At 76.1% G+C, this 26599-nt stretch carries 22 protein-coding genes; 6 read left to right on the top strand and 16 right to left on the bottom strand.

Annotated features, from left to right (window positions below):
- Positions 1-2: 2 nt before the first annotated feature.
- A complete protein-coding gene (locus MTO91_RS16350) occupies positions 3-479 on the bottom strand; it encodes an NUDIX hydrolase (protein WP_476654901.1) in 477 nt (158 codons plus the stop codon).
- Between the two features lie 16 nt (positions 480-495).
- Positions 496-1086, bottom strand: a complete 591-nt coding sequence (locus tag MTO91_RS16345) for a GNAT family N-acetyltransferase (RefSeq protein ID WP_405416645.1) — start codon at positions 1084-1086, stop codon at positions 496-498.
- A 164-nt stretch (positions 1087-1250) separates the two neighbouring features.
- On the opposite strand from MTO91_RS16345, the gene MTO91_RS16340 reads away from it, so the two are divergent.
- The gene (locus MTO91_RS16340) at positions 1251-2078 is read left to right on the top strand and encodes a DedA family protein (RefSeq protein WP_405416647.1); all 828 of its coding nucleotides are present in this window, start codon (positions 1251-1253) and stop codon (positions 2076-2078) included.
- A 24-nt stretch (positions 2079-2102) separates the two neighbouring features.
- Here MTO91_RS16340 and recD read toward each other — a convergent pair whose 3' ends face one another.
- From recD to MTO91_RS16295, 9 genes are all read right to left on the bottom strand, one after another.
- A complete protein-coding gene (gene recD, locus MTO91_RS16335) occupies positions 2103-4112 on the bottom strand; it encodes an exodeoxyribonuclease V subunit alpha (RefSeq protein ID WP_476651752.1) in 2010 nt (669 codons plus the stop codon).
- Positions 4109-7594 carry a UvrD-helicase domain-containing protein gene (locus tag MTO91_RS16330; RefSeq protein WP_476651750.1) on the bottom strand — a complete coding sequence of 1162 codons (3486 nt, stop codon included), beginning with the start codon at positions 7592-7594 and terminating at the stop codon, positions 4109-4111. The genes recD and MTO91_RS16330 overlap by 4 nt, the downstream gene beginning before the upstream one ends.
- Positions 7591-10968 (bottom strand): exodeoxyribonuclease V subunit gamma, encoded by a 3378-nt coding sequence (recC, locus tag MTO91_RS16325; RefSeq protein ID WP_476651748.1) that lies wholly within the window; start codon positions 10966-10968, stop codon positions 7591-7593. The genes MTO91_RS16330 and recC overlap by 4 nt, the downstream gene beginning before the upstream one ends.
- Positions 10969-11015: 47 nt before the next feature.
- Positions 11016-12437 (bottom strand): SDR family NAD(P)-dependent oxidoreductase, encoded by a 1422-nt coding sequence (locus tag MTO91_RS16320; protein WP_476651746.1) that lies wholly within the window; start codon positions 12435-12437, stop codon positions 11016-11018.
- Between the two features lie 63 nt (positions 12438-12500).
- The gene (locus tag MTO91_RS16315) at positions 12501-13160 is read right to left on the bottom strand and encodes a biliverdin-producing heme oxygenase (RefSeq protein ID WP_476651745.1); all 660 of its coding nucleotides are present in this window, start codon (positions 13158-13160) and stop codon (positions 12501-12503) included.
- Between the two features lie 100 nt (positions 13161-13260).
- The gene (locus MTO91_RS16310) at positions 13261-13860 is read right to left on the bottom strand and encodes a TetR/AcrR family transcriptional regulator (RefSeq protein ID WP_476651744.1); all 600 of its coding nucleotides are present in this window, start codon (positions 13858-13860) and stop codon (positions 13261-13263) included.
- A gap of 40 nt (positions 13861-13900) precedes the next feature.
- A complete protein-coding gene (locus MTO91_RS16305) occupies positions 13901-14386 on the bottom strand; it encodes a peroxiredoxin (protein ID WP_405416657.1) in 486 nt (161 codons plus the stop codon).
- A 150-nt stretch (positions 14387-14536) separates the two neighbouring features.
- The gene (locus MTO91_RS16300; RefSeq protein ID WP_405416658.1) at positions 14537-15760 is read right to left on the bottom strand and encodes a PucR family transcriptional regulator; all 1224 of its coding nucleotides are present in this window, start codon (positions 15758-15760) and stop codon (positions 14537-14539) included.
- An 11-nt stretch (positions 15761-15771) separates the two neighbouring features.
- The gene (locus MTO91_RS16295) at positions 15772-16233 is read right to left on the bottom strand and encodes a GreA/GreB family elongation factor (protein ID WP_476651742.1); all 462 of its coding nucleotides are present in this window, start codon (positions 16231-16233) and stop codon (positions 15772-15774) included.
- Between the two features lie 196 nt (positions 16234-16429).
- On the opposite strand from MTO91_RS16295, the gene MTO91_RS16290 reads away from it, so the two are divergent.
- Positions 16430-17698, top strand: coding sequence for an NAD(P)/FAD-dependent oxidoreductase (locus MTO91_RS16290; RefSeq protein WP_405416661.1), 1269 nt, complete (start codon positions 16430-16432; stop codon positions 17696-17698).
- Between the two features lie 51 nt (positions 17699-17749).
- Here the strand turns inward: MTO91_RS16290 and MTO91_RS16285 are convergent, their stop codons facing one another.
- Entirely contained in the window at positions 17750-19654 is a 1905-nt protein-coding gene (locus MTO91_RS16285; RefSeq protein WP_405416662.1) for a primary-amine oxidase, read from the bottom strand.
- Positions 19651-21165: an APC family permease gene (locus MTO91_RS16280; RefSeq protein ID WP_476651741.1), complete on the bottom strand. Its 1515-nt coding sequence runs from the start codon at positions 21163-21165 to the stop codon at positions 19651-19653. The genes MTO91_RS16285 and MTO91_RS16280 overlap by 4 nt, the downstream gene beginning before the upstream one ends.
- Positions 21166-21396: 231 nt before the next feature.
- Here MTO91_RS16280 and MTO91_RS16275 point away from each other — a divergent pair, with 231 nt between their 5' ends.
- Positions 21397-22800 (top strand): APC family permease, encoded by a 1404-nt coding sequence (locus tag MTO91_RS16275; RefSeq protein ID WP_208825540.1) that lies wholly within the window; start codon positions 21397-21399, stop codon positions 22798-22800.
- 41 nt (positions 22801-22841) lie between these two features.
- A complete protein-coding gene (locus MTO91_RS16270; protein WP_350591071.1) occupies positions 22842-23546 on the top strand; it encodes an IclR family transcriptional regulator in 705 nt (234 codons plus the stop codon).
- A gap of 27 nt (positions 23547-23573) precedes the next feature.
- Here the strand turns inward: MTO91_RS16270 and MTO91_RS16265 are convergent, their stop codons facing one another.
- A complete protein-coding gene (locus tag MTO91_RS16265) occupies positions 23574-23960 on the bottom strand; it encodes a DUF6319 family protein (protein ID WP_307799818.1) in 387 nt (128 codons plus the stop codon).
- Between the two features lie 195 nt (positions 23961-24155).
- Between MTO91_RS16265 and MTO91_RS16260 the strand changes: the two genes are divergently transcribed.
- Entirely contained in the window at positions 24156-24536 is a 381-nt protein-coding gene (locus MTO91_RS16260) for a VOC family protein (protein ID WP_476651740.1), read from the top strand.
- Between the two features lie 3 nt (positions 24537-24539).
- Here MTO91_RS16260 and MTO91_RS16255 read toward each other — a convergent pair whose 3' ends face one another.
- A complete protein-coding gene (locus MTO91_RS16255) occupies positions 24540-25187 on the bottom strand; it encodes a TMEM175 family protein (RefSeq protein ID WP_346104851.1) in 648 nt (215 codons plus the stop codon).
- 70 nt (positions 25188-25257) lie between these two features.
- Here MTO91_RS16255 and MTO91_RS16250 point away from each other — a divergent pair, with 70 nt between their 5' ends.
- Positions 25258-26277 (top strand): alcohol dehydrogenase catalytic domain-containing protein, encoded by a 1020-nt coding sequence (locus MTO91_RS16250; protein WP_476651738.1) that lies wholly within the window; start codon positions 25258-25260, stop codon positions 26275-26277.
- Here MTO91_RS16250 and MTO91_RS16245 read toward each other — a convergent pair.
- On the bottom strand, positions 26262-26552 hold the full coding sequence (locus MTO91_RS16245) for a hypothetical protein (protein ID WP_476651737.1): 291 nt from the start codon (positions 26550-26552) through the stop codon (positions 26262-26264). The genes MTO91_RS16250 and MTO91_RS16245 overlap by 16 nt on opposite strands.
- Positions 26553-26599: the final 47 nt, after the last annotated feature.

Raw genomic sequence — 26599 nt, 5'->3', positions numbered from 1 at the left:
GACTACCCGCCGAGCAGGTCGGCCAACCTGTCGAGCAAGGGCACCTGACCCTTCACGATCTTCTCCCGGGCGGTGGCGAGGTCGAACCACGCGGCGCGGTCCAGCTCGGGGAAGCGGAGGGTGCGCCCGGAGCGGGGCGGCCACTCCATCTCGACCCAGCTGCCGTCGTCGGGACGGCCGGCGACGGCCTCGGCGCCGGTGAAGCCGGACCCGTCCAGCGCGAAGGCGGTGACGGTCTTGCGGGACTGGCGGACCGTCCCGAGCCCGACCGGCTCGCCGTCGGGCGGCGGGGCGCCGATCTCCTCGGTGAACTCGCGTCGGGCGGCGTCGAGCGGGCTCTCGTCGGGGCCGTGCTCGCCCTTGGGCATCGACCAGGCGTGGTCGTCCTTGCGGGCCCAGAACGGTCCACCCATGTGGCCGAGCAGCACCTCCGGGCCGCCCGGCCCGGGCCGGTGCAGCAGGAGTCCGGCGCTGGTCACGGGAGGCACGCGGGGATCATCCCAGACGGGCGGGCCGGTCGAGCCGGTGCACGTAGGCCAGCGGGGGGTCGGCCGGGTTGTCCGGGGGCAGCTCCCCGGTCGCGACCCGGCGGAACCCGGCCTTCTCCAGCGCCCGGCACGACGCCCGGTTGCCCGCCGCGACCGGGACGACCACCGCCGTCGCCTCCGGGTAGCGCTCCCAGCCCTCGGCGACGGCGGCGGCGATGATCCGCGGGCCCAGCCCGCGCCCGGTCAGCTCCACCGGCCCGATGAGGTAGTCGACGGTCAGCGCACCGTCCGGGATCGTCAGGATCGGCGCGATCGCGGCGACCTCCTCGGGGTAGTCGTGCCAGCGGGCGCGCTGGACCAGCCCGACCGGGACACCACCGAGCTCGGCGACGAGGTCCTCGCCCGGTTCCTCGCCGCGCAGCCCCGCCCCGAAGTCGCGTTCGAGCGCCTCGTCGGTGGTCTCGTGGAACCACCACCGGTGCACGTGCGGCGCGGCCAGCCAGCGCCGCAGGAGGGCCAGGTCGGCCCGCACCAACGGGCGCAGGGTGACGGGGGCGTCGAGCGACGGCCCGTCGGCCGGTGTGACGGACGGCGGCACGGGCCGGAGCGTAGCCGCGCCGCGGCCCGCCGCCGAACGGTTTCCTCCTCCGCCCGGACGAGGACGGGGACGGTGGGCATCTCGTCCTCGCTGCGGATCCGGCCGGACCCCGACCCGCCTAGGGTCGTGTTCCGATGGAACGCCATCGGACGAGGGGGACGACGATGACGAGCGACCACACCCGGGCGGCCGCACCGGCGGGGGACGGTGGGCCCGCCGCGGACCGCGGGGGCGGATCCGCCCCGGCCGACCCCGGAGCGGCTCCCGCACGGACCCGGTGGTGGCGGCGCGACTACAGCCCGGAGGAGATCGAGGCGGGCAAGCAGGCCTGGCGCGACGCGATGCCCTGGGACCACCCGATGTCGCGCGGCGACAAGGTGCTCGTCTTCTCCACGCTCGGCCTGCTCGTGTTCATGCTGGTGACGATGCCGCTGCGGCCGTTCCTGCTGGCGTCGCACCCGGTGTGGCTCGCCGCGGTCACCGGCAGCCTCTCCGCGGTCGGGGCGGGCGCGGCGTTCGCCCGCATCGGCGAGGCGGACCTGTGGGTCGTCATCACCGCCGGGGTGTTCGGAATGATCAAGTTCGACTGGCTGTTCTGGCTGGCCGGGCGCCGGTGGGGCGAGAAGATCGTCGCGCTGTGGGCGCCCGGTGACCTCGCGAAGCGGTTCGTCGGCCGGATCCGCAGCTGGCCGCGCTGGGCGATGCCGATCGCCGTCGTCGCGGCCGCGCTGCCCGGCATCCCGGCCGCCGCGGTGTTCGCGGTCGCCGGACTGGGGAGGATGCGGCTCGCGACGTTCCTGCTCTTCGACGCGATCGGCGCCGCGCTGATCACCGGGCTCGTCGCCGGGCTCGGGTTCGGCCTCGGACAGGACGCCGTCGACGTGGTGCTCGCCGTCGACAGGTACGCGTTGTGGATCAGCCTGGCGCTGGTCGTGTTCGTGTCGGTCCAGGCGGGCCGCAGGCAGAAGCAGCAGGCCCCGCCCGCCGCGTGACGGTGCCCGCGCCGGCTCGGGACCTCAGGTCCCGAGCCGCTGCTGCAGGCCGCTCGCGCGCCCGGCCGGGCGGCCGATCGCGGCGCGTACCGCCTCCTCGGTGCCGATGATCCGCACGGACTCCTTGGCCCGGGTGACGGCGGTGTAGAGCAGCTCGCGGGTCATCAGCGGCGAGTCCGCGGGCGGCAGCACCACGGTGATCCGCTTGAACTGGCTGCCCTGGCTGCGGTGCACCGTCATCGCGTGGACGGTGCCGACGCCGCCGAGGCGTGCCGGTTCGAACGCGACCGGGGCGTTGTCCCGGGCGAACACCGCGCGGCGCCCCGACGCGGCCCGGACCACGACGCCGGTGTCACCGTTGAACAGGCCCAGGTCGTAGTCGTTCGTGGTGACCAGCAGCGGGCGGCCCGGGTACCAGGGGGCCTCGGCGGCGAAGCCGGGACGCTCGGTCTCGATCCACCGCTCGATCTCCGCGGTCCACCGGGTCACCCCGTGCGGGCCGCGGCGGTGCGCGCAGAGGACGCGGTGGTCGTCGAGCACCCGCAAGGCCTGCTCGGCGTCCCCGGCCTCGGCGGCCCCGATCACGTCCACCGCGGCCCGGGTCACGTCCTGGCGGAACGTGTCCAGCCGGCGCGGCTCGAGCTCGGCCGCGTCGCCGTCGACGAAGGACAGGTCGGCCGCGCCGCGGCGCAGCAGCGCGACAGCGGCGTCGGGGTCGTCGTCCTGCACGGCCGCCGCGAAGTCCGCGATCGTGCCGCCGAAGCGCCAGTTGCGCTCCAGCCGCACCACCCCGTTGCGCACCACGGCGGGCGGGCCCGGCTCGGCGGGCGCGGGGGTGCCCGCGGCGCCGGAGGCCGGCACGGGCCGGTCCACGCGGAACGCCCCGCAGGCGCTCAGCGCGTCCTGCAGCGCGGGCTCGGTGCGGCCGCCCGCGGCGGCGAGGTCGCCGAGCACCGCACCGGCCTCCACCGACGCGAGCTGGTCCGGGTCCCCGACCAGCACCAGCCGGGCGTCCGGCCGGACGGCCTCCAGCAGCCGCGCCATCATCGTCAGCGACACCATCGACGTCTCGTCGACGACCACGACGTCGTGCGGCAGCCGGTTGGCCCGGTGGTGGCGGAACCGGCCCGAGGTGCCCCGCGAACCCAGCAGCCGGTGCAGCGTCGACGCCGTCGCCCCCGCGACGGCGGCCCGGTCGGTCTCCGGCAGCCGCCCGTGGGCCTCGGCGACGGACTGGGTCAGCCGGGCCGCGGCCTTCCCGGTCGGTGCGGCGAGCGCCACCCGCAGACCCGGCGCCCCGGGCGGGGCGGTCGCGCGGTGCAGGTCGTGCAGAACGGCGAGCAGGGCCGCGACCGTCGTCGTCTTGCCCGTGCCGGGGCCGCCGGCGATCACGGCGACCGGCCGCAGCGCGGCGACCGCGGCGGCGAGGCGCTGCCGTTCGGCGCCGGGGTCGCCGAGCAGCCGGTCCAGCGCCGCGCACAGCCGGTCCGGGTCGACGGTCGCGACCGGCCCGGCGCGCGCGGTGAACTCGCGGCGGACCAGCTCCTCCTCCTGCCAGTAGCGCTCCAGGTAGAGCAGGTTCCCGAGCAGGCGCAGCGGCCGCCCGGCGGGGCCGTCCTCGCCGACGGCGACCAGCGGGCTGTCCGCGCAGGCCGCGCGCCACGTCGCAGGCTCCGGCCAGGGCAGCCCGGACACGTCGACGGCGACTTCGCCCTCGCCCGCGGTCGTGGCCGCGGCGCTCGCCAGGTCCACGCAGACCGACCCGTTGCGGATCGCGCGCACGGCCAGCGCGGCGGCGAGCACCACCGGTTCGGGCTCGGCGGCGGCCGGGTCGTCGGCGGCGGTCGGGTCGCCGCGCCCGCCGAGGGCGGCGAGCCGCCGCGCGACGTGCACGTCGCCCGGCGCGAGGATCTCGGCCTCGTTGAACGCGGCGAGCACCCCGGTCGCGGTGCGGGCGGCCCGCGGACCGAACGGGTCCCGCTCGGGGGCCGGGGGTGCCGTCGGCGCCGGGGTGGGGGGTGCGGTCGTCGTCACGGGGTGCCTCCGTCCAGCAGGTCCGACAGCTCCTCGACCAGGGCGGCGGGTGGCAGCCAGGCGAAGACGCCGCACGGCGCGGCCAGCGGCCCGGACCCGGTGACCGGGGTGTCCGGCCCGCACATACCGCGCAGGAACAGGTAGCCGACCCCGCCGAGGTGGGTGTCCGGGTCGTAGCCGGGCAGCCGCCAGCGCAGGTAGCGGTGCAGCGCGACGGCGTAGAGCAGCGCCTGGAGCGGGTAGTGCGCGTCGGCCATCGCCGTGGCCAGCCGGTCGGCGGTGTAGTGCGCCGCGGTCAGCGGGTCGCGCCCGGACGGGCCGACCGGGCCCAGCCAGTTCGTCTTGTAGTCCACGACGAGGAACCGCTCCCCGGCCCCGTCACGGACCCGCAGCACCGAGTCGATGCTGCCCGTCAGGTAGCCGCGCAGCTGCTGTCCGGCGAGGTCGGGGGAGTCGAGGAGGTCGGCGTAGCCGTGCAGCGGGTCACCGGGCCCGAGGTGCCTGCGGACGGCGGCGGCCAGCCCGGCCAGGGTGAGCCGCCCCGTCGGGGTGTCCCCGCCGCACAGCGGCAGCTCGAAGTCCAGCTCCGACAGCCGGTCGCCCGGCGCGACGTCGGCCAGTGCCAGCCCGGACGCGATCGGCCCGAGCGGGGTCCGCAGCACCGGGACGAGCGCGTCGGCGAGCTCGTCGGGATCGAGGTCGGCCGGCTGGTGGCGCAGCTCCTCGGTGACGTGGGCGACGACCTCGGCCCGCAGCGCGGCGTCGCCCTGGGCGGCCGTGCGGGTGTCGAGGTGCTCCAGCACGGCGTGCACCAGGGTGCCGAACCCGGTGCCCGAGGGCAGGTCGGCCATGGGGGAGGGGAACCCCGCGGGGCCGACTGCACCCGCCGTGGCGTCCCCGCTGGGGCCGGCACCGGGCAGCGGGGCGGGGTCGGGCTCGTCGACGATGCCCTCGTCCTCGGGCTCGGTCAGCACCCCGGGCGCGGTCGCGGCCGGCTCCGGGTCGGCGTCGACGGCCGGGTGCGGGTGGTGCGCGGCGTGCGCGGCCGCGGTCAGCGCGGTGTAGGACGTGCGCCGCCACGCGGTGTCCAGCGTGCGGGTGAACGTCGCGACGGCCAGCCCCGCGTCGGGCGGGACCGGGGTGCGGTCGGCGGGGTCGCGGTCGTGCAGGGTCTCCACCGACGCGCCGGCCGGGGCGAGCCGCTCCCGCAGGAACGCCAGCGCGTTCGCGTCGCCGGGGACCTTCGCGGTCGGTTCCGGCTCCGCGCCGGGCCCGGCGTGCCCGAACAGCACCCGGTGCAGCGACGCCGCCGCGGTCGTCGTCCCCGGGACCCACCAGGCGACGACCTGGCTGCAGGCGCGGGTGAGCGCCACGTACAGCAGCCGCAGGTCCTCGCCCGCCTCCTCGGCCTGGTGCAGCGCGGTGCGCCGGGTGCGGTCCGGCCCGGTGGACCCGCCGACGTCGAGCAGCCGGCGCTGGCCGTCGGCACCGGCCGGGGTGTCGTGGTAAAGCAGCGTCTCGGGCCGGTCGTCGACCCAGCGGTCCCACGCGAACGGCAGGTACACCACCGGGAACTCGAGCCCCTTGGACCGGTGCACCGTCACGATCTGGACGGCGTCGGCGTCGGACTCCAGCCGCCGGCTCCGCTCGGCGGAGGTGTCGCGGGCGGCCTCGCCGATCCGGTGCCGCAGCCACTCGGTGAGCGCCGTCGGGCCCAGGTGGCGTTCCAGCGCCGCGGAGTGCAGAACCTGGCCGACGTGGCGCACGTCGGTGAGGTCGCGTTCGCCGTCGGGGCTGCGCAGCAGGCGCTCGGCCGGGGCGTAGCGGGCGAACACGGCCTCCTGCAGGGCGGCGACCCCGCGCTCGGCGAGGACCTGGTGCCAGGCCCGCAGGTCCGCGCCGAGCTGGTCGACCAGCCTCTCGGCGTCGGGCCCGCACAGGTCGGCGACGGTGTGGCCGACGAACCGGGTCAGCGCTGCGGCGCGCAGCCGCATCGAGCGCTGCGGCTGCTCGACGGCCTCCAGCAGCGTCAGCCACTCCGCGGCGACCGGCGTGGTGAACACGCTGGTGGAGCCGGTGAGCACGGCGGGCACCCCGGCCTCGGCGCAGGCGTCGCGCACCAGCAGGCCCTGGGCGTTGGTGCGCACCAGCACCGCGACCTGCCCGGGGCACAGTCGTCCCCCCGCGAAGCGGGCGGTGCCGTCGAGCAGCTGCGACAGGTCGACGGCGACGTCGCGCGCCACCACGGCGCGGGCGCCCTTGGCCCGGGCCAGCCCGCGCCCGGTCAGGTCGAGCCGGTCCCGGTCGACCAGCCGCAGCCGCAGGGGGGCGTCCTGGCGGGCGGTCAGCCGCCGCCCGGTGTGGTGGGCCCGGACCGGGTGCACGACGATCCCGGAGTCCCCGAGGGCGGCCTCGCCGAACACCCCGTCCAGCGCGGTGAGCAGGGCCGCGTCGCTGCGGCGGTTGGTCGAGAGGGTGCGCCGGGTCGCCGCCGCGTCGGCGGCCCGCAGGTAGCTGTGCACGTCGGCGCCGCGGAAGGCGTAGATCGCCTGCTTCGGGTCGCCGATGAGCACCAACGTGGTGTCGGGGGCGGAGTGGAACGCCAGGGAGAGGATCTCCCACTGCAGCGGGTCGGTGTCCTGGAACTCGTCGACGAGCACCACCGAGAACCGCGACCGCAGCCGGTCCCGGGCGGCGGGGCCGCGGACCGGGTCGCGCAGCGCCGCGGCGAGGCGGGTGAGCATGTCGTCGTAGCTGTAGATACGCGAGCGCCGCTTGCGGGCGTCGACCTCGCGGCGCACCGCGGAGGCGAAGCCGTACCGGGTGGCGGCCGGGGTGGCCGGGTCGGCGTCGCGGGGTTCCAGCTCGGCCTGCGGGTCGCCGACGGCGCGGCGGGCCAGCGCCAGGGCCGCGGCCCGGTCGAACGCCGGGCGGCCCGCGTTCGGGGCGGCGTACTTGCGCACGTAGAAGTCGTCGACGACCTCGGTGACGACGTCGTCGACGTGGTCGACGAACTCGGCGTCCGGGTCGTTGTCCCCGGCCACGCCCAGCCCGGCCAGCATCTGCATGCAGAACTGGTGGGTGGTGGCGATCGTCGCCGCGTCGAACGACGCCGACGCCGTCGCCAGCCGGGCCCGGCGCCGCTCCAGCTCGGCCGGGTCGGTGGCGGCCAGGTGCGCGACCACGGGGTCGGCCTCCGGCGTCGGCGGGGTGGCGCCGGACTGCACGGCGGCGAGCGCCCGCTCGGTGCCCACCAGCCGCTCCCGGACCCGCTCGCGCAGCTCCTGGGTGGCGTCGCGGCCGAAGGTGACCAGCATCAGCCGGTCCAGGTCCGCGACGCCCTCGGCGACGTAGCGGGTCGCCAGCGCGGCGATCGTGTAGGTCTTGCCCGTCCCCGCGCTCGCCTCCAGCACGACGGTGCCGGTCGGCAGCGGCCCGTCGACCTCGAAGGTCGGTGCCGACAACACGCTGGTGGTGCTCACGGCGCGTCCTGCCTCTCGTGGTCGAGCAGCGGTGCCCACAGCCGGACGGCGAGCTCCCCGAAGCGGGTGGGCTCCCCGCCGGAGCCGGGCTCGGTACGGACGACCAGCGGGCCGCCCGCGGCGCCCCGGACGAAGACGTGCGGGGCCTCGGCGTGCTCGAAGCGCGACCACTCGCTCTCCGCGGCGGCGAACGCGTTGGCCGGGACCACCCCGCGGGCGCGGTTGCGGGCGTAGACGGCGGCGGCGTCGGTGGGCAGCGGCAGCGGCGCCCGCAGGCCCTCGCGGCGCAGCGCGACCAGGTCGGCCAGGGTGCGGCGGGCGAGGCCCGGGTCGACCGGGCCGAGCACCGAGCGGGCCGCGCCGCCGGGGCCGCGCCCGACGGTCACCGCCGTCCACGACCGGCCGGGGTGCGCGGCGGTGAGCGCGAGCAGCTGCACCCACGCCCGCAGCCGGTGCTTGGCCTTGAGCCGCGAGTACTCGACGCGCACCACGACGTCGCCGTGCAGGCCCGGCACCGTCCCGGCGACGGCGCGGCCGTCCTCGGGCGTGCCGGTGAGCTGCGCGACGAGGTCCTGCGAGCCCGCCTCGCCGGTCGCGACCGCCGCGGCGACGGCGACCAGGGGCTCGACCTGCCCGCCGACCTCGGTGAGCACCCGGTGCCCGATCCCGCCGGGCGGGAGGTCACCGCGCAGCGTCTCGGCCCGGGCGACGGCCTGCGGCGCCGCCCCGGCGAGCCGGTCGGTCAGCAGCCGGTCCCCGATCTTCCAGGTGGCCAGGCCGTCGAGCTCGACCGGCAGCGCGTCGTCGGGCTCGGCGTTCTCCTCCGGCGGCAGCACCCGCACCCGCTGGCGCAGGAACGCCCGCACCGGGTGCTCGACGAAGGCGACCAGCTCGTCGAGCTCGACCACCCCGTCCGGCGGGTCCTCCGGCGGGGGCAGCGGGTCCGCGCCGAACAGCGGGGTCACGGTGCGCGGCCCGGCCGCGGCCTCGGCACCACGCAGCGCGGCCCGGTCGAAGCTGAACGGTCCGGCGGCCAGCAGCGCGCCGGAGGAGAAGTTGCGCCGGTCGAAGGGCTGCAGCGGGTGCCGGGCCCGCAGCGCCTGCGACGCGGTCGCCTCGGTCCCGGTCCGCACGCAGGCGTCGATCGCGTCGCACAGCTCGCCGACCGGCACCGACGGCGGCCGGTCGGCGCCGGTGCGCTCGTCGGCCCCGGAGGACACCACCACCAGGTGCCGGGTGGCCGAGCAGATCGCGTCGAGCAGCAGCTGGCGGTCCTCCCCGCGCGGGTCCCGCTCGCCGACGACCGGGTCGCGGACCAGCACGTCGTCGCCGTCGGGGGCGCCGGCGCGGGGGAACACCCCGTCGTCGCAGCCCAGCAGGCACACGACCTTGTGCGGGACGGCCCGCATCGGCACCAGCGTCGCGACGGTCAGCGTGCCGGTCCGGAAGTTGGCCCGGCTGGGCCGCCCGCGCAGCCGCTCGGCGAGCAGGCCGCGCACGTCGGGCAGGTCGAGGTCGACCGTGGCGGCCTGCGGCCCCGCGGAGGCGACGACGTCGGCCAGCTCCGCGCGGGCCTGCCCGGCCTGCCAGGCGTCGGTCGGGGTGGTGTCGGTCAGTGCGGACAGCCCCTCGACCAGCGCGTCCACCCAGACCGACAGCGGCTGCGGGCCGCGCAGCGTACCGAGCACCGTCGCGAGCCGGTCGACGAACTCGGCGAGCCGCCCGACGAGGTCCACGTCGGAGGAGTCGACCTCGTCCAGCGGCAGCGCGGTGCCCAGCCAGGCCGGGGCGCCCGGCGTCTCGGCCATCGCGACGCCGACCAGCATCCGGTCCAGCCCGGCCCGCCAGGTGTTCTGCTCGACCCCGTCGAGCCGGTAGGGCCGCCGGTGCGCGGCGTCGAGCCCCCACCGGACCCCGGCCGCGGTGACCAGCTCGGACAGCCGCTCCAGCGCGTCGTCGTCGAAGCGGAAACGGCGCCGGACCGGGGCGGAGGCGACCAGGTCGAGCACCTGGGAGGCGCTGACCCGGGACCCGGCCAGCTCCAGCAGCGACGACACCGTGCCCAGCAGCGGGTTCGCCTGGCGCAGGGCGCGGTCGGCCAGGCGCACCCGCAGCCGGTGCCCGGGGTGGAGCTCCTCGCGGGAGGGGCCGGCACCGTCGGGGACGTCCGCGTCCGGGGCGAGGCCGAACGAGGCGGTGATCAGCGGCGCGAACACCTCGATGTCCGGGCACATGACGATGATGTCGCGCGGCTCCAGGTCCGGGTCGGCGGCGAGCAGGCCGAGCAGCACCTCGCGCAACACCTCCACCTGCCGGTCCGGGCCGTGGCAGGAGTGCAGCGCGACGCTGCGGTCGTCCGCGTCGAGCAGGGGACGGTCCTCCGGGGCGGGCGGCACGGCGTCGTCGCGCAGGGCGGTCTGCAGGCGGCGCAGCAGGGTCGGCGCGCCGGTCCCGGCGGGGGCCGGGTGATGGGTGTCGGTCACGCCGGGCCCGGCCGCGGGGAGCCGCAGGGCCAGCTCCCGGGTGTCCCGGCCGAGCGAGCGCAGCAGCGGATGACGGACGGCCCCGGCGCTGGTGTCGGCGGCGCGCGAGGGCACCCCCGGTGTCCGCGCGGCGCGCACCGCCTCCCACATCGCCGGCGACGGGTGCGGCAGCCACAGGTGGACCTCCCGGTGCGCCGCGAGTGCCTCCAGGACGGTCAGGTGCTCGGCGGCCAGCCGGGTCGGGCCGAACAGCGACAGCCGCGGCCCGACCTCGGGGCCCGGGTCGGCGCCCCCGCGCAGGCGGGCCACCGCGTCGTCGAGGCGCTCGGCGGGACCGGGCACTCCGAGTGCGGCGTGCAGGCGGCGCCACAGCTCCGGCTGCCACACCAGGTCGGCGGGCACCGCGTCCTCCCCGGCGCGCCAGCGGCGCAGCAGCTCGGGACGGTGCGTGGCGTAGGAGCCGAACAGCCCGGCCAGCGTGCGGGCGAGCGCGTAGCGGCGGCCGTGCCCACCACGCTCCAGGTGCGCGGCGAGAGCGGTGAACCGGTCGTCCCCGGGTTCGGCGACGGCCTCGTCGATCAGCTCCAGCAGCGGCCACACCGACCGGCCGGGCGACCACGGGTCGGTCGCCGGGTCGGTGCCGGTGACGTGCGCGACGACCCCGCCGAGCAGCGCGGCCGGCGCCGGGAACCGGACGTTCGCGCAGACCCCGCCGCCACCCGTCCCCGCACCGAGCCGGTGCGCGAGCCGCTGGGCCAGCCAGCGCTCCACCCCGCGCTCGGGGACCGCGACGGTCTCGGCCGCGAACGGGTCGTCCGAGCCGGCCGCCAGGACGCCGGCGAGCGCCTCGACGAGGGTGTCGGCGCGTTCGGCCCGATGGATCTCCAGCACGGACCGCACGGTAGCGGCGACCCCCGACAGTGACGGGTGAGACCCCTCTACCAGGAGGACACGCGGTAGTTCTTCAGGAACACTCCGTGCAGGTCCTCGCCGGCCTCCCCGGCGACGATCGGGTGGTAGACCCGGGCGGCGCCGTCGGCGAGGTCGAGCGGGGCGTGGAACCCCTCCTCGGCCAGGCGCAGCTTCATCGGGTGCGGGCGCTCGTCGGTGATCCAGCCGGTGTCCACCGCGGTCATCAGGATCCGGTCGGTCGCGAACATCTCGCCCGCGCTGGTGCGGGTCAGCATGTTCAGCGCGGCCTTCGCCATGTTGGTGTGCGGGTGCCCGGGGCCCTTGTAGCCGCGCCCGAACACGCCCTCCATCGCCGAGACGTTCACGACGTACTTGTTGCGCGCGCTCGACGCCGCCATCGCCGGGCGCAGCCGCGACACCAGCACGAACGGCGCCGTCTGGTTGCACAGCTGCACCTCGAGCAGCTCGAGCGGGTCCACGTGCTGGACGTGGTCGACCCAGCTGTTGACCGCCGCGGTGTCGGGCAGCAGCCCGCCCGCGTCGACCGCGGTGCCGGCGGCCATCCGCTCCGGCGACGCCGACCGGGCCGTCGTCGCCAGCGCGGCCAGGTCGCGCCCGCCCGGGACCGCCCCGGCCAGCAGGAGCGGGTGCTCGCGCGAGCCGCTGGTGAACGACACGATCTCCGGCAGCTCGCCCGCGGGCAGCTCCTCGTGCTCGGCGGCCTCCAGCGCGGAGTAGGAGCCGGGGGAGCGGCGCACCGTCTGCGCGGCGTTGTTGACCAGGATGTCCAGCGGTCCCGCGGCGGCGACCTCGTCGGCGACGGCGACGACCTGGCCCGGGTCACGCAGGTCCACCCCGATCACCCGCAGCCGGTGCAGCCACTGCGCCGAGTCGGGCAGCGCGGCGAAGCGGCGCGCGGCGTCGCGCGGGAAACGGGTGGTGATGGTGAGGTGGGCACCGTCGCGCAGCAGCCGCAGCGCAATGTACATCCCGATCTTGGCGCGGCCGCCGGTGAGCAGCGCGCGGCGCCCGGACAGGTCGGTACGGGCGTCGCGGTGGGAACGGTGCGCGGCGGCGCAGTCCGGGCACAGCTGGTGGTAGAAGGCGTCGACGACGGTGTAGCGCGTCTTGCAGACGTAGCACCCGCGGGCGCGGTGCAGCGTCCCCGCGGTCGCGCCGGGGGTGGTCGACACCAGCGGGATGCCGGCGGTCTCGTCGTCGATGCGCCCGGCCGCGCCGGTCGCGGTGGCGGCGGTGACGGCCTCGTCGGAGGACTTCTCGGCCTGCCGCTTCTCGGCGCGGCGCCGCAGCCGCACCGACTTCCAGATCCCCGCGGTCGCCCGTCGGACGACCACGGCGTCGGGGTGTTCGGGTGGCAGCTCGTCGACCTCGGCCAGTACCTTCAGCGCGGTCGCGAGCTCGTCCGGGTCGATGCCGGGGCTGGACACCGGGACACTCCTGGGATCGGTGGTCGGGGGACGGGCGTCGATCCTAGTTCCCCCGATTCCGGCTCAGGACGCCAGCGGCTGCGCGAGCCCGACCTCCTGCGCCATCTCGGTGAGGACGGCGATGTTCAGCTCGAAGGCGTGCACCGCCTCGGCGAGCAGCCGCTCGCGCTGCGCCGGGGTCCAGGCCGCGTCGTCGAGCAGGGCGCGGTAGCGGGTCCGGAACGCCGACGGGCTGCCGAGGGCCCCGAAGTCGTAGAACAGCCGCCCGGGGCCGTCGATGCCGTAGGTGCGCTGCAGGATCTTCCCGACGACCTGGCCGCCGGCCAGGTCACCCAGGTAGCGGGTGTAGTGGTGGGCCACGAACAGCGCCGGGTCCGACGCCGCCTCGCGCAGCCGGGCGACGTAGGCCGCGGTGGCGGGGAGGATCCGGGGGACACCCCCGCCGAGGGCGTCCAGGTCTGCGTGCAGCGCGGGCACCCGGCGCAGCTCGTCGATCACGAACGGTGCCGCGACCGGGTCGGCGGCCAGGGCGTCCCCGGCCTCCTCCAGCGCGGTGTAGATCGCGACGTACTGCTCCGCGAGCAGGGTGTAGGCGTCCAACGGGAGATCACCGTCGAACAGCGCCCCGAAGTAGCTGCACCGGTGGGCCCGCTCGTGCACCGCCCAGGTGGCCTGGCGGAGATCGGCGGACAGCGTGCCCGTGATGGGGGTCGTGGCGTCCATCGGCCCTCCCGTGACGTGACGTCTGGTGCGACGGCACGGCGCCGGATCTGACACCGTGTCAGATCACGATGGTAGGGCCCCGACGCGGGTAAGGCTAGCCTCAGTCGCGCGCAACCGTCGAGACCGCTCGCAGCACGGCCGCGACCGCCGTCGCGATCGTCGCGTCGAGCTCCGCCGGGTCGACGTCGACGATCCGCCTGCTCGACAGCGCCCCCGCCACGACGGCGGCGAGCACCCGGGGGTCGTCGTCGACCATGCAGCCCTGCGCCGCGCCCTCGCGCAGCACCGCCACCAGCCGGTCCCCGATGGGGTCGGCGTGCGCGGCGATCCGGCGGTAGGCGGCCGGGTCCAGGGCACCGGCCAGCGCCTGGCCCGGCGGGAGGTGGAACTCGGCGAGGCGGCGCAGCTGCAGCCGGGCGAAGGCGGCGAGCCGTTCGCGGGGGTCCGCGGCCTCGGCGAGCGCGGCGTCGAGCTCGGCGACGTAGCGCTCCGCCTCGTGCTCGACGAACGCGACGAGCAGGGCCTGGCGGTCGGGGAAGTGGTTGTAGAGCGCCGAGCGCCCCACGCCGGCGGCCGCGGCGACCCCGGACAGGGTCACCGTGTCGAAGCCGCGTTCGTAGAGCTGCACGCGCAGGGCGTCGAACACCCGCTCGCGTACCTGCACGCGGTGCGTCGCCAGCGAGCCCAGGACCTTCGGCACGCGGGCCAGTGTAGGCCCGCGTGCCGGTCGGCCCGGAACCTCAGAGCTGCGCGAGCACCGACTCGACGCCGGACACCTCGACCGAGGACGGGACGTCCTCGACGCCGATCCACTGCACCACGCCGTCCTTGATGATCGCGGCGTAGCGCTTCGAGCGGGTGCCGAGGCCGAACTTCGAGCCGTCCATGTCCAGTCCGGCGGCGGTGGCGAACTCGGCGTTGCCGTCGGCCAGCATCAGCACGGCGTCGCCGACGTTGCGGGCGTCCGCCCAGGCGCCGAGCACGAAGGCGTCGTTGGCCGCGGTGCAGACGACGGTGTCGACGCCCTTCTGCTTCAGCTCGTCGGCCCGCAGCACGAAGCCGGGCAGATGGGTGTCGGAACAGGCCGGGGTGAAGGCCCCGGGAACGCCGAACAGCACGACGGTGCCGCTGCCCAGGGCGGTGGCGCTCTGCACCGGCTTGGGGCCGTCGGCGGTCGGGGTCATGAGCTGGACGTCGGGGACGGTGTCCCCTGCGGCGAGTGCCACGGATCCTCCTGTGGATCGGCGATCGGATCGGTAGCGACCCTAGTGCCCGGCCCGATCCGGATCAGCGCCCCGGCCTCGGCGTGCGTGAGCGGGCGGGCCGGGTCCGGATGCAGCGTCTGCGCGCCGACGACCGCGGCCGGCGTCCCCGGCTCAGCCCGCGTCGCCGGGCGGGAGGTCACGGCCGGGCCAGCCGAGCAGCCGGGCCCCGAGCACGGCGGCGTGCAGCGTGAAGCGCTGCGCGGGGTCGGCCGGATCGTGGCCGGTCAGCTCGGCGATCCGCTCCAGGCGGTAGGAGACGGCACGGACCGACAGGTGCAGCTGCCGCGCGGTCCCGGCGACCACGCAGCCGGTGGCGAAGTAGGCCTCCAGGGTGTCCAGCAGCGGGGCCGCGCCGCCGCGCGCCCCGGCCAGCGGCACGGCGACGGTCTGCACCAGGTCGGTGATCGCCGGCTGGTCCCGCAGCAGCACCCGGTACACCAGCATGTCCTCGGCCCGCAGTACCTGCGCCGGCAGCTGCAGCCTGCCCGCCGTCGTCAGTGCCTCCCTGGCTTCCTCGTAGGAACGGGCGATCCCGTAGGACCCCGAGTGTGCGCGCCCCACCGCGACCCGCCAACCGGTGGGGCGCCCGGTGCGGGTCAGCTCGCGGTGCAGCAGGTCGCCGAGGCTGCCGGCACCGATGCCCGCCGGGGCGATGACGACGATCCGGCCGTCCTTGGTGGCGACCAGGACGTCCCGGTCCCCGACCCCGCGCACGACGGTGCGTTCCAGGGACGCCGGCACGGCGTCCACCCGCGCCGGGCGGCCGTCCGGCGCGGCCAGCGCGACCTGGTGCGGCCGGCCCAGGTCCATCCCGAACGGTTCGGCCCGCGCGACCAGCCCGCCGGCGTCACCGTCTCCACGCAGCAGGTCCTCGATCAGCTCACGGCGCAGTGTCTCCTCGTGTCGTACCAGGTCCCGGCGGGCCGCGGTGTAGCCGTCGGCGAGCCCGGCCACCGCCAGGTCCACCGCCCGCATGACCGCCTCCGCTGCGTTCGCCGTGGTCCCGGCGTCCCGGAAGTGCGCGGTCGGCGGGATCTCCCGCCACAGCCGCCAGGCGGCAGACAGGTAGAGCTGTACCGCGTTCCCCGCGCCGACCCCCAGCTCGGCGGCCCGTCCGCCGTTGCGCCGCACCGCGTCCAGTTCGGCGTCCGAGGGCAGTCTGCCGGTCGCCGCAGCGTCGGCCAGTACCCGCAGGAAGCCGCCGAGCAGCTCGGGCGGGACGCCGCCCGCCCCGCGCCCGGCCTCGTCGGCGACCCGGCGCAGCCAGGCATCCGAGACCGGCGCGTCCGGCTGCCGGATCCCGTTGTTGCCCCCGGCGCGTTCCGTCCCGTACACGATGCGTCGGGTCAGTGCTCGAAGGGCACGGCGCGGAGCAGCGTGCACTCCGCCGACCCGCCGTCCGGGAGCTGGTACCGGACGACGTCCCCCTGGTGCGCGCCGTGCAGCGCGCGGCCGAGTGGGGAGTCCGGCGAGCAGATCATGGTCCCGTCGGAGCGGATCCGGTTCTCGTCGTGCGAGAGCAGGAAGGTCTCGGTCTCGCCGTCGTCGTAGCGCACGGTGACCGCCATGCCGGGCTCGGCGACGCCGTCGTCCGGCGGCCGGTCGCCGACCACAGGATCGTGCAGCAGCTCCTGCAGCCGCCGGATCCGTTGCTCGCGGTCGCGCTCCTCGGCCCCCGGCCCGTCCGGACTGTCGTGCTCGCGGCCGTCGACCACGGCCACGGCCCTCCGCTGCTGCAGCAACGTCCGCAGCTCGGCATGCAGTTCCTGGTGGCTTCGCTCGGTCAGCCAGACCCGGGTCACGCTCATCGTCCACTCCTCGTACGGCGGGTGTGCGGCGATGTGCCGGACTCCCCGCAGGCAGAACTACCACGAGCTGCCATAAACGGCTTCCACGTTGCCGGATCCCGGCAAGCCCGCGGTCCCGGACGCTGCCCGGGACGACCGTGCCGGCACGACCCGATGGGCCCCAGACTCGGATTGCGATCATGGAGGAGGAGCAGTGATGGAGAGTGGACGGGCGCCGGTGCCGCGCCGGGTCGCGGTGGTGGGTGCGGGAATGCTCGGCCTGTCGACGGCGTGGTTCCTGCTGCGTGACGGGATCGACGTCGAGGTGTTCGAGGAGCGCACGGCCGGATCGGGGGCGTCCTGGGGCAACGCGGGCTGGTTGGCCCCGGCCCTGACCACACCGCTGCCGGGGCCCGCGATGCTGCGCGTCGGGATCCGGGCCGCGCTGGACCCGTCGTCACCGGTCTACGTGCCGCCGCGGGCGAACCCGCGACTGTGGCGCTTCCTCGCGGGGTTCGTCCGGAACAGCACGCCGGCCCGGCACCGGCGGGGGTTGGCCGCCTACCGCGACGTCAACGAGCTGGCGCTGGACGCCGTCGACGAGATCGCCGCCGGCGGTGCCGATCTCGCGATGCGCCCGGCCGGGGAGTTCCTGGTCTGCTTCGACGACCTCGCGGGGCGCGGCGAGCTGCTCGCGGAGCTGGCGGCGATGGCCGAGACCGGTCAGAAGGTCGGACACGACGTGCTCGACGGCGACGAGGCCCGGTCCCGGGCCCCGATGCTCTCCGACCGGGTGGCCGGCGCGGTCGCCCTGCACGACCAGCGGTTCGTGGACCCGCCCCGGTGCCTGGCCGGCCTGGCCGGTGCGGTCACCTCCGGCGGTGCGCTGCTGCGGGAGGGCGCCGGCGTCACCGGTGTGCACGACGACGGCGGTGCGGTCACGGTCCGCTGGACCCAGGAGGGCCGGCCCGACGAGACCCGGTTCGACGCGGTCGTGCTCGCCACCGGCGCGCTCGGCACCGGGCTGTCCCGGCCGTTCGGCGTGCGGACCCCGGTGCAGGCCGGGCGCGGGTACAGCTTCGCCGTACCGGTGACCGAGCTGCCTGAGGGGCCGGTGTATCTCCCGGCCCAGCGGGTGGCCATGACACCGCTGGGGGACCGGCTGCGGATCGCGGGGATGATGGAGTTCCGGGCACCCCAGGAGCCGCTCGACCCGCGCCGGATCGCCGCGATCACCCGCGCGGTGGAGCCGTTCCTGCGGGGTGCCGATCTCACCGACCGGGCCGACGAGTGGGTCGGTTCCCGGCCGTGCACCCCGGACGGACTCCCGTTGGCCGGGCCGACCCGTTCACCGCGGGTGTTCGTCGCGGGCGGGCTGGGGATGTGGGGCATGGTGCTGGGCCCGCTCACCGGTCGGCTGGTGGCGGAGAACATCGTGACCGGCCGGGTCCCCGACGCGCTGCGGCCGTTCGCCCCGACCCGCTGAGGCGGCTCCGCGGGGTCGCCCCCGCAGAGCCTGCCCTCAGTGGTGATCCGTTCAGTGGCAGTTCCTCGACTCCACCGGTGGCACGTCCAGCGCCGGGTTGCGATCGAAGAAGCCGGCCGGCTTCAGGACGAAGCCGGTGTAGTCGACCGGCATGACCGGCCAGTCCTCCGGCCGCGGGAAGTGGGTCAGCCCGAAGGTGTGCCACAGCACGACGTCCTGGCCGTCGAGGTCGCGGTCCGCGGCCACCCAGGACGGCAGCCCGTCCCCACCCGGGTTCTGGTTGACGAAGTCACCGGCCGGGTAGCGCTGCGCCGGGTCGTAGCGGGTCACCCACAGCGCCTTCGAGGCGAACGTCGCCCGCGCGTGGATCGACGACGCCGGGTCCGCCAGCAGGGTGGGCTGCCCGTGCGGGTGCAGGACGTAGCCGACCGGCCGTCCCAGGGCGTTGGTCCTCTCGGTGTTCACCACGTGCCAGACCCGCCCGGACCCCGGGTCGGCGTCGCGCTGGGCCTGCGACTCACGGGTCAGCCGGGTGGCCGAGCGGGCGAACGCGTTGCCGTGGGCGTTGCCCTCGCCCATCGGCACGCGGACCGCCTCAACCTCCTCGACGGCGTTGGCCGTGCCGTCGACGGTCATGTCCAGCCGCGCGGAGAACAGGTGCTGGTGGAACGGCGCACCCAGTCCGGGCGCGACCTCGGTGGCGTACTCGCCGGGCGTGCCGGAGGTGAACACGATGCCGGTCGCCTTGCACTCCAGCTCGATGGTGCCGTCGAGGTAGAGGTACCAGTAGAAGCCGTAGTCGTAGTTGCCGATCGGGGTGAAGAACGAGATCACCAGGCGACGCTGGCGGCGCACCTCACGGGCGCCGGTGAAGATGTCGGTGTGCTTCCAGAGGACGCCGTGGTCCTCCTCGTGCATGCAGATGGCGTTGCTGATCGTGCGCGGGTTGCCCAGGTCGTCGGCGACCACCGCGTCGAGGTAGTGGATGTCGCCGAGGCAGTCGCAGCCCAGCTGCAGGGAGTCGGCGTAGCGGGCGAACATGTACTCGCCGCAGTCGAAGTAGTTCTGCCAGAACCGCACCGGCGCCGGGTCGGCGTAGGGCACGACCATCTCCGCGACCGAGGCGCGGTAGCAGATCGGGCGCTCGTCGAAGGCGATCTGGTGCAGGGTCAGGCCCTCGCGCTCGTTGAACCCGACGCGCAGGTCCCACTTGCCCCAGCGGACCCGGCCGTCGGTGACGGTGAACGAGCGCCCCTCGGGCTGCGTGATCTCGATCGGCTTGAGCGAGGTCATGTGCTCGCCCTGTACGGCCGGGTCGTCGAAGTTCCCGCTGGTCGCGGGCACCGGCACGACGCCGGTGTCGATGACCCGGTCGACCGTGCGGGCGGTGAGGTCGACGTAGGCGACGAGCCCGTCGACGGGATGTGCCCAGGCGTGGTCGGCCTCGTGGTCCTGGCGGAACCCGAAGGCGCGGGCGAGGCGGCGGCCCTTCTCCCCGGGGATGTCGTAGACGCCGGCCGACAGCGGCACGGCGCGCACCGAGGCGGGCTCCAGCCCGCGCTTCTCCAGCGCGGCGAGCCAGTCCGGCGAGGCGTTCAGGACGTCCTCGATGAACTCGAACTCCGAGTCGATGATCGGCGGCTGCCCCTCCCGCTCGGGCTCCAGCTCGCGGCAGGAGACCAGCTCACGACGGGTGACCGAGACGACCGTGTCGCGGGAGCGGCCGGTGCCCAGGTCCAGCAGCACCGCCCGGAAGCTGCGGTCGGCGTCGGCGCCGTCGGGGTGGGCGAGGACCTCGGACTTGGGCGGCTCCTCGGGGGCGAAGAACGCGAAGCGGACGTTCTCCTCGAGCAGCCCGGCCGCGGCGAGGACCTCGCGGACGACGGTGACCTCGGCCTCCGTGGTCGGGGCCAGCGGGTGGCTCGCGGTGGTGCGCGGCTCCTGGACGGCGGTCATCGGGTCTCCTCCTGGAGGTCGGTTCCGGCGGTGTCGTACCCGGTGACGGTTCCGGGCGCGTCGGGCGAGGGCAAGGTCCCGGGGCGGTCACCCGTGAACCGGGTCAGGACCGTTCCGAGCACGAACGCGGCGACCAGGACCCCGCCGATGGCGGTGGCCAGCGCGGGGGAGCCGCCGATGAGCGTCGGGAAGTTCGCGACGGTCAGCCACAGGCAGACCAGCAGACCGGCCAGTCCCAGCGCCGGGGCCAGGGCGGTGTGCCAGAACCGGGTGTCGACGCGCGAGCGGCGGAAGAACACGAGCACCGCGGCGCAGGTCAGCGCCATCAGGGCGAGCACCCCGAGGGTCGCGGTCCCGGCCATCCAGGCGAACACCTGGGTCACCGGGTCCATCCCGGTCACCGCGAACACCGCGATCAGCGCCAGCGCGGTGCCCGACTGCGCCGCCGACGCGGCGTGCGGCGAGGCGTGCCGGGCGTGACTGCGGCCCAGCGCGGCGGGCATCGAGCCGGCGTTGCCGAGGGCGAACAGGTAGCGCGAGAGCACGTTGTGGAACGACAGCAGCGCCGCGAACAGGCTGGTGACCAGCAGGACCTGGGCCAGGTCGCCGCCGACGGGGCCGAGCACCGCGGTGATCGTCGCGACGATCATGTTCCCGGGGTCCTCGGTCGCGCGGGCCACGGCGCCGTCGTCGCCCCAGGCGGAGACGACCGCCCACGACGACAGCGTGTAGAACGCGCCGATCAGCACGAGGGCCAGGTAGGTGGCGCGGGGGATGGTGCGCCCGGGGTCGCGGGCCTCGTCGCGGAACACCGCGGTGGCCTCGAACCCGATGAACGACGCGATCGCGAACATGATCGCGATGCCGAGCGAACCGGACAGGAACTGCGACGGCACGAACAGCGCCGTCGAGCGGCCGGAGCCGAGCCCGCCGGTCGCGGCGACGACGGCGTCGAACACCAGCACGATCGCGACCTCGGCGACCAGCAGCGTGCCCAGAACCCTGCCGGACAGCTCGATGTGGCGGTAGCCGAGCACCCCGGCGACGACGAGCGCCAGGGCCGCGTAGTGGTACCAGGGCAGGGCGGGCCCGCCGTAGTGCTGCACCAGCGCGTCGACGGTCGCGCCCAGGTAGCCGTACACCGCGGCCTGCACCGCGGTGTAGGTGACCAGCGCGAGGAAGGCCGAGCCCAGGCCCGGCGCGGCGCCGAGCCCGCGGGCGACGTAGGCGTAGAACGCGCCGGCACCCGGCACGTGCCGCGACATCGCGCAGAAGCCCACCGCGAACAGCAGCAGCACCACCGCGCACAGCACGAAGGTCATCGGGAACGCGGCGCCGTTGCCCGCGGCCAGTCCCAGCGGCACCGTCCCGGCGACGACGGTCAGCGGCGCGGCCGCGGCGACCACCATGAACACGATCGACCCGGCGCCCAGCGTCCCGCGCAGACGGTGCCGGTCCGCGGGCTCCGGGGACGGCGACGGTGGTGACGGGCGGGGCGCGGGTGCGCTCACGGTTCCCCCTGGCGGTCGAGGCGGACGTCGGGTGCCGGGACGGTGGCCGGTGCCACGGACCGTGCACAACGCCGGATCCCGTGTGGTGCGAATCACCGGCGGTGGTGTTCCCGCGCTGCGGGAACGGCGCCGGAGTGTTTCTCGTTCGACCCGTCGTCGCTGGTCATGGCGTCGACACGGGGAGCTAGTGTCCGCGGGCGAGGATCACCGGTGAGGGCGGGAGGGGGCGTCGTGACGTCGTTGCGTGACCGGTCACCGGTGCACGGTCTGGCCCGGCGACGGGTGGGCCCGGCCGACGTCGCGGCGCAGTCGATCGCCGGCTCGGCACCCTCGGCGGCGATGGCGGCCACCCCGGTGATCGTCGCGGGAATGGCCGGGGCGGGGACGGTGTGGTCGTTCGTCGTCGCCGGTGTGCTCGCGCTGCTCGTCGCCGCCTCGGTCGCCCGGTTCACCCGCCGGATGGCGGCACCCGGGGGGATCTACACGCTGACCGCGCAGGGCCTCGGCGCCGGACCGGCGTTCGCGGCCGGGATCGCGACGCTGGCCGGGTACCTGCTGCTGTGCGGCGCGGCGATCGCGGGTGCCGTGGCCTACCTCGGGCCGTTGTGCGGGCCGTGGGCGACCGGGCCGCTCGCGTCGGCACTGCTCGCCGTCGCGGTCGGTGCGGTGGTGACCGCGCTGGTCGTGCGCGGGGTCCGCCCCGCGGCCCGGGTGGTGCTGCTGGTGGAGGCGGTCGCGGTCGCGGTGCTGGTCGGGGTGTTCGTGGTGCTGCTCGTCGGCGGCCCGCTGCCCGGCCCCGGCGCGCCCGTCCCGCCCGCCGGCCCGGGAGCGGTCGCCGCGGGCGTGGTGCCCGCGCTCGCGGCGTTCATCGGGTTCGAGGTGGCGACCTCGCTCGGGGCCGAGGCCCGGCGCCCGTTCCGGTCGGTGCCGCGCGCGGTCACGGCGACCGCGGCGGTGACCGCGGTGCTCTACGTCTTCGCGGCCGCGGTGCAGGTCGCCGGGTTCGCCGCCGTCCCGGGCGGGCTCGCCGGGCAGACCCAGCCGGTGCAGGTGCTCGCCGTCGCCCGCGGCTGGTCCTGGATCCCCCCGCTGCTCGACGCCGCGCTCGTCCTGTCCTTCCTCGCCTGCGCGGTCGCGACGACCACCGCACTGTCGCGGGTGCTGTTCGCCCTGGCCCGCGACGGCGTCGTGCCCCGCCCGCTGGGGCGTACCCACCGCCGGTTCCGGACCCCGCACGTCGCCGTCGGGCTCGGGGCGCCCGCGGCGACGCTCGCGGTCGCCGTCCCGGTCGCGCTGGGCGTCCCCGTCGGGACGGTGCTCGCCGCGCTGCTCGGCGTCGCGACGGTCGGGTTCCTCGTCGGCTACGCGCTGGTCTGCCTGGCCGCGCCGGCGTTCCTGCGCCGCATCGGCGAGCTGACCCCGGCCGCGGTCGCGACCGCGGTGGTGGCCGTCCCGTCGCTGGTCGCGGCCCTGGTCGCGTTCGTCGTCGCCGCCCCGGCCACCGGGATCGCGCTCGCCGCGGCGCTCGGGGCCGGTGCGGTGTGGGCCGTCGTGCTGCGCCGCCGCGGGCGGCTGCACGGCCTGGGCGTCTACGACGAGACCGTCGCCTCCGACGTCTGGGGGCGGGCCCGGTGACGGTGGACCCGGCGCCGATCAGCGGACGCCAGCCACGGGCCGTGCGGACCGCGCTCGCGGTGCTCGAGGAGGTCGTCGCGGCCGGACCCGGGGTCACCGCCAAGGAGATCTCGGCGGCGCTGCGGCTGCCCCCGGCGACCACCTACCGGGTGCTGAACCTGCTCGTCGGTGAGGAGTACCTGGTCCGGCTGCCCGACCTGCGCGGCTTCGCGCTCGGCCGCCGCGCCGCGCGGCTGTCCCCGGTCGCGGTCCCGCGGTTGCCGACCGCCGCGCGCACCGTCGTCGACCACCTGCGCGGCCGGGTCCGCTGGGGCGTGCACCTGGCGATCTTCGACGGCGCCCGGCTGCAGGTCCTCGACCCGGACCCGGACCACCCGCCCAGCGACGCCGACCTGCTCGCCCGGCTGCCCCAGGCCTCCGCGCTGGGCAGGCTGCTGCTCGCCGAGCAGCCCGACTGGCGGGCCCTGGTCCGCGACCTGCGCCCGGTCACCGACCGCACCGTCACCGACCCGGACGCGCTCGACGCCGTCCTCGACGCCGTCCGCCGCGACGGCCTGGCCACCCAGACCGGTCAGCTGCGCCCGGACCGCGGGTGCCTGGCCGTACCGGTCCGTTCGCCCGCCGACGGGGCGCTCGTCGCGGGTCTCGCGCTGTCCGGCCCGGCGACCCGGGTCGCCGACCCGGACCCCGAGCTGGTCACCCTCCTGCGCGAGCACGCCACGACACTGGGGCCGCTGCTCGGCTGAGCCACCGCGCCGGTCACCCCGGCGCGGTCACTGCTCCAGCTCGGCCAGGTCCTTGCGGGCCTGCTCCAGCTCGGCCTCCAGCTCCGCCACCCGCGCGGCCTTCGCCGACCGGGCGCCCTCGATGAGCTCGTCGACCGGGCCGGACAGGTCGGCGTGCAGCGCCGCAGCCGCCGCGGACACCGCCGACGCCGTCACCGGCAGGCCGCGGGCCACCCACGTGGTGCCCTGCTTCAGCTCGGCCTGCCAGTCGCCGTCGGCGGAACCGCTGACCGTCAGGGTCATGGTCACGACCCGGGTGGTGCGGGCCGTCGAACCCGGTGGCCTGCCCCGCCTCCGCTTCGGCGGCTCGGGCGCCGGGGTGCTCGCGGTGTCCGCGGGCGGGGTCTCCCCGCCGGTCGTCAGCTCGTCGTCCACGTGCGTCCTCGTCCCTCTCCACTCGGCTGCACGGCCAGGTACAAGGGTGATTCACGAACGCCCGTTCGCCGGTAGCGACCCGCCCGAGTGGTCCGTGTGGGTGTCGACGTCGGACGCCCGGTCACGGTCCGGGGCGGTGGCGGTCACCCACAGGAGGATCTGCGTCCGGGTGGCCCGGCTGCCAGCATCGCGGGCATGCGCATCGACCACCTCGACCACCTGGTGCTGACCGTCGCCGACATCGACGCCACCGTCGCCTTCTACACCCGCGTGCTCGGGATGGAGGCCGTCGAGTTCGGCGGCGGGCGCCGCGCACTCGCCTTCGGCCCGAGCAAGATCAACCTGCACGAGGCGGGGCGGGAGTTCGAGCCGAAGGCCGAGCGGCCCACTCCGGGCAGCGCCGACCTGTGCCTGATCACCCTCGACCCGATCGAGCAGGTCCGGCGCGAGCTGGCCGAGGCCGGCGTGGCCGTCGAGGAGGGGCCGGTCGAGCGGACCGGGGCCCGGGGTCCGCTGCTCAGCGTCTACCTGCGCGATCCGGACGGGAATCTCGTCGAGATCAGCAACGAGGTCTGAGCCTCACGCGGTGTCCGGCGTGCCCGCCTGCGCGCGGGCCCGCGCCGCGCGGTGCTCGGGGAACAGCCGCTCGGCGACGGCCGAGACCGGGACGGTCAGCAGCCAGGACAGCATCGCCCAGGTCGGGCTCAGCGGGGCGATCACCAGCGACGGCAGGAACGACACCACCGGCGCCAGCCCGTTGACCAGCGTGTGGCGGGCCTCGTCCGGGGTCACGTCGGCGCGGGTCAGGCGGCCTCGGTAGGAGCCGTAGGCCCACATCGCGGCGGAGAACGAGCCGATGACGACCAGCGTGGCCGCATAGAGCACGACGGCCGCGGTGCTGTCGCCGTGCCCGCCGAGCAGCGACGTCGGGAACGGCAGGAACGCGATGCCGAACAGGTAGCCGAGGTTGAGCGTCATCATCCGGGCGTCGGCGCGGTCGAAGCGGGCGAACAGCTGGTGGTGGACCGTCCAGTACCGCCCGATCACCGCGAAGCTCAGCGCGAAGGTGAGCATCCGCGGCAGCAGCTCCACCAGCTGCGGGGCGACCGGGCCCGGGCCGATCTCGGCGTCGGTCAGCGGCAGCACCAGCAGCGTGATCGCGATGGCGAACACCCCGTCGCTGAAGAACGTGATCCGCTCCAGCCCGACCTCGACCCGACGCCGCATCCCTGTCCTCTCCCCGTGCAACGGCGCTCATCGTGCCCCACCGGCCGCCACGGACCTAGGCTGGTCCGTCGTGACGTCCCCGCTCGTGCGCACCGTCCGCTTCCACACCACGGGCGGCCCGGAGGTGCTGCGGCTCGAGCGGCTGCCGCTGCGCGACCCGGGCCCGGGGGAGGTGCGGATCCGGGTGCACGCGGTCGGGCTCAACCGCTCCGAGGTCAACTTCCGCCGCGGCACCTACCTCGACGCCCCGGTGCTCCCCGCGGGCCTGGGCAGCGAGTGCTCGGGCACCGTGCTCGGGACCGGTCCGGGGGTGACGGGCTGGGCGCCCGGCGACGAGGTGTGCGTGATCCCGGCGTCGTCGCAGAACGAGCACCCGGTCTACGCCGACGAGGCCGTCGTACCGGTCCGGTCGCTGCTGGCCCGCCCGCCCGGTCTCGACGACAACGGCGCCGCCGCGCTGTGGATGCCGCTGCTGACGGTGTGGGGCATGACCCGCCACGCCGTCCGGCTGCGGGAGGGGGACCGGCTCGTCGTCACCGCCGCGGCGAACAGTATCGGGGCCGCGGCGCTGCAGGTCGCGCGGCACCTCGGGGTGCACGCCGTCGCCGTCGTGCCCGACGACCGGCACGCCGCGGTCCTGCGCTCCGCCGGGGCCGCCGAGGTGCTGACCGGCACGCCCGACGCCGAGACGCTGCGGTCCGCGCTCGGCGGCGGTGCCGACCTGGTCCTCGACGCCGAGGGCGGGCCCGGCGTCGCCCGGCTGGTGCGGGCCTGCGCCCCGGGCGGCGCGGTGATCGTCCACGGCGGACTGTCCGGGGAGCCGACACCGCTGCCCGCGGCCGGGTACGCGCCGGTGTGGCTGCGCCGCTTCCACGTCCGCGAGGTCACCGGCGACGCGGCGGTGCTGGCCCGCGCCGAGGCGTTCGCCCGCGCCGGGCTCGCCGCGGGCACGCTCACCCCGCTGGTGGAGCGGGTCTTCGACCTGGACGACGGCGTCGCGGCCGTCGCCGCCGCGCACGCGCACCTGGAGTCACCGGACCGGGCTCCGGGCAAGCCGGTGCTGCGGACCACCGGTCAGCGGAACAGGTAGGCGCCCAGCAGGGCGTTCCCGACGCCGGCGACCAGGCCGAGGCCGCCGAGCGCGATCGCGACGACGGCGGTGCGCCCCGCGCCGCGGCGGCGGGCCGTGACACCCATCCACATCGCGACCGCGCCACCGGCCCAGCCGAGCACGGCCAGGAGCAGGGCGCCGATCGCGGCGAGTGCGCCCAGGAACGCGGCCTGCCGGGCGAGGCGGTCGGCCTCGTCGGCGGTGTGCGGCAACGGGGCCTCCTCGACGGCGGGTCCCCGACCGTAGCGGGACATGGGCACGGTCACGGTCCTTCGCATTGCTCATGACATGTGTTGCGTGA

Source organism: Pseudonocardia sp. 2-7 (assembly GCF_056341085.1).
Note: the sequence above shows the minus strand (reverse complement) of the source record. Positions and strands in the feature narration are given on the sequence as shown.

Bases quoted from the DNA above. Each gene is read 5' to 3' on its own strand.
- MTO91_RS16340 (WP_405416647.1), top strand. From the start codon at position 1,251: ATGACGAGCGACCACACCCGGGCGGCCGCACCGGCGGGGGACGGTGGG.
- MTO91_RS16315 (WP_476651745.1), bottom strand. From the start codon at position 13,160: ATGGACGCCACGACCCCCATCACGGGCACGCTGTCCGCCGATCTCCGC.
- MTO91_RS16295 (WP_476651742.1), bottom strand. From the start codon at position 16,233: ATGAGCGTGACCCGGGTCTGGCTGACCGAGCGAAGCCACCAGGAACTG.
- MTO91_RS16290 (WP_405416661.1), top strand. From the start codon at position 16,430: ATGGAGAGTGGACGGGCGCCGGTGCCGCGCCGGGTCGCGGTGGTGGGT.
- MTO91_RS16285 (WP_405416662.1), bottom strand. From the start codon at position 19,654: ATGACCGCCGTCCAGGAGCCGCGCACCACCGCGAGCCACCCGCTGGCC.
- MTO91_RS16260 (WP_476651740.1), top strand. From the start codon at position 24,156: ATGCGCATCGACCACCTCGACCACCTGGTGCTGACCGTCGCCGACATC.
- MTO91_RS16255 (WP_346104851.1), bottom strand. From the start codon at position 25,187: ATGCGGCGTCGGGTCGAGGTCGGGCTGGAGCGGATCACGTTCTTCAGC.
- MTO91_RS16245 (WP_476651737.1), bottom strand. From the start codon at position 26,552: ATGTCCCGCTACGGTCGGGGACCCGCCGTCGAGGAGGCCCCGTTGCCG.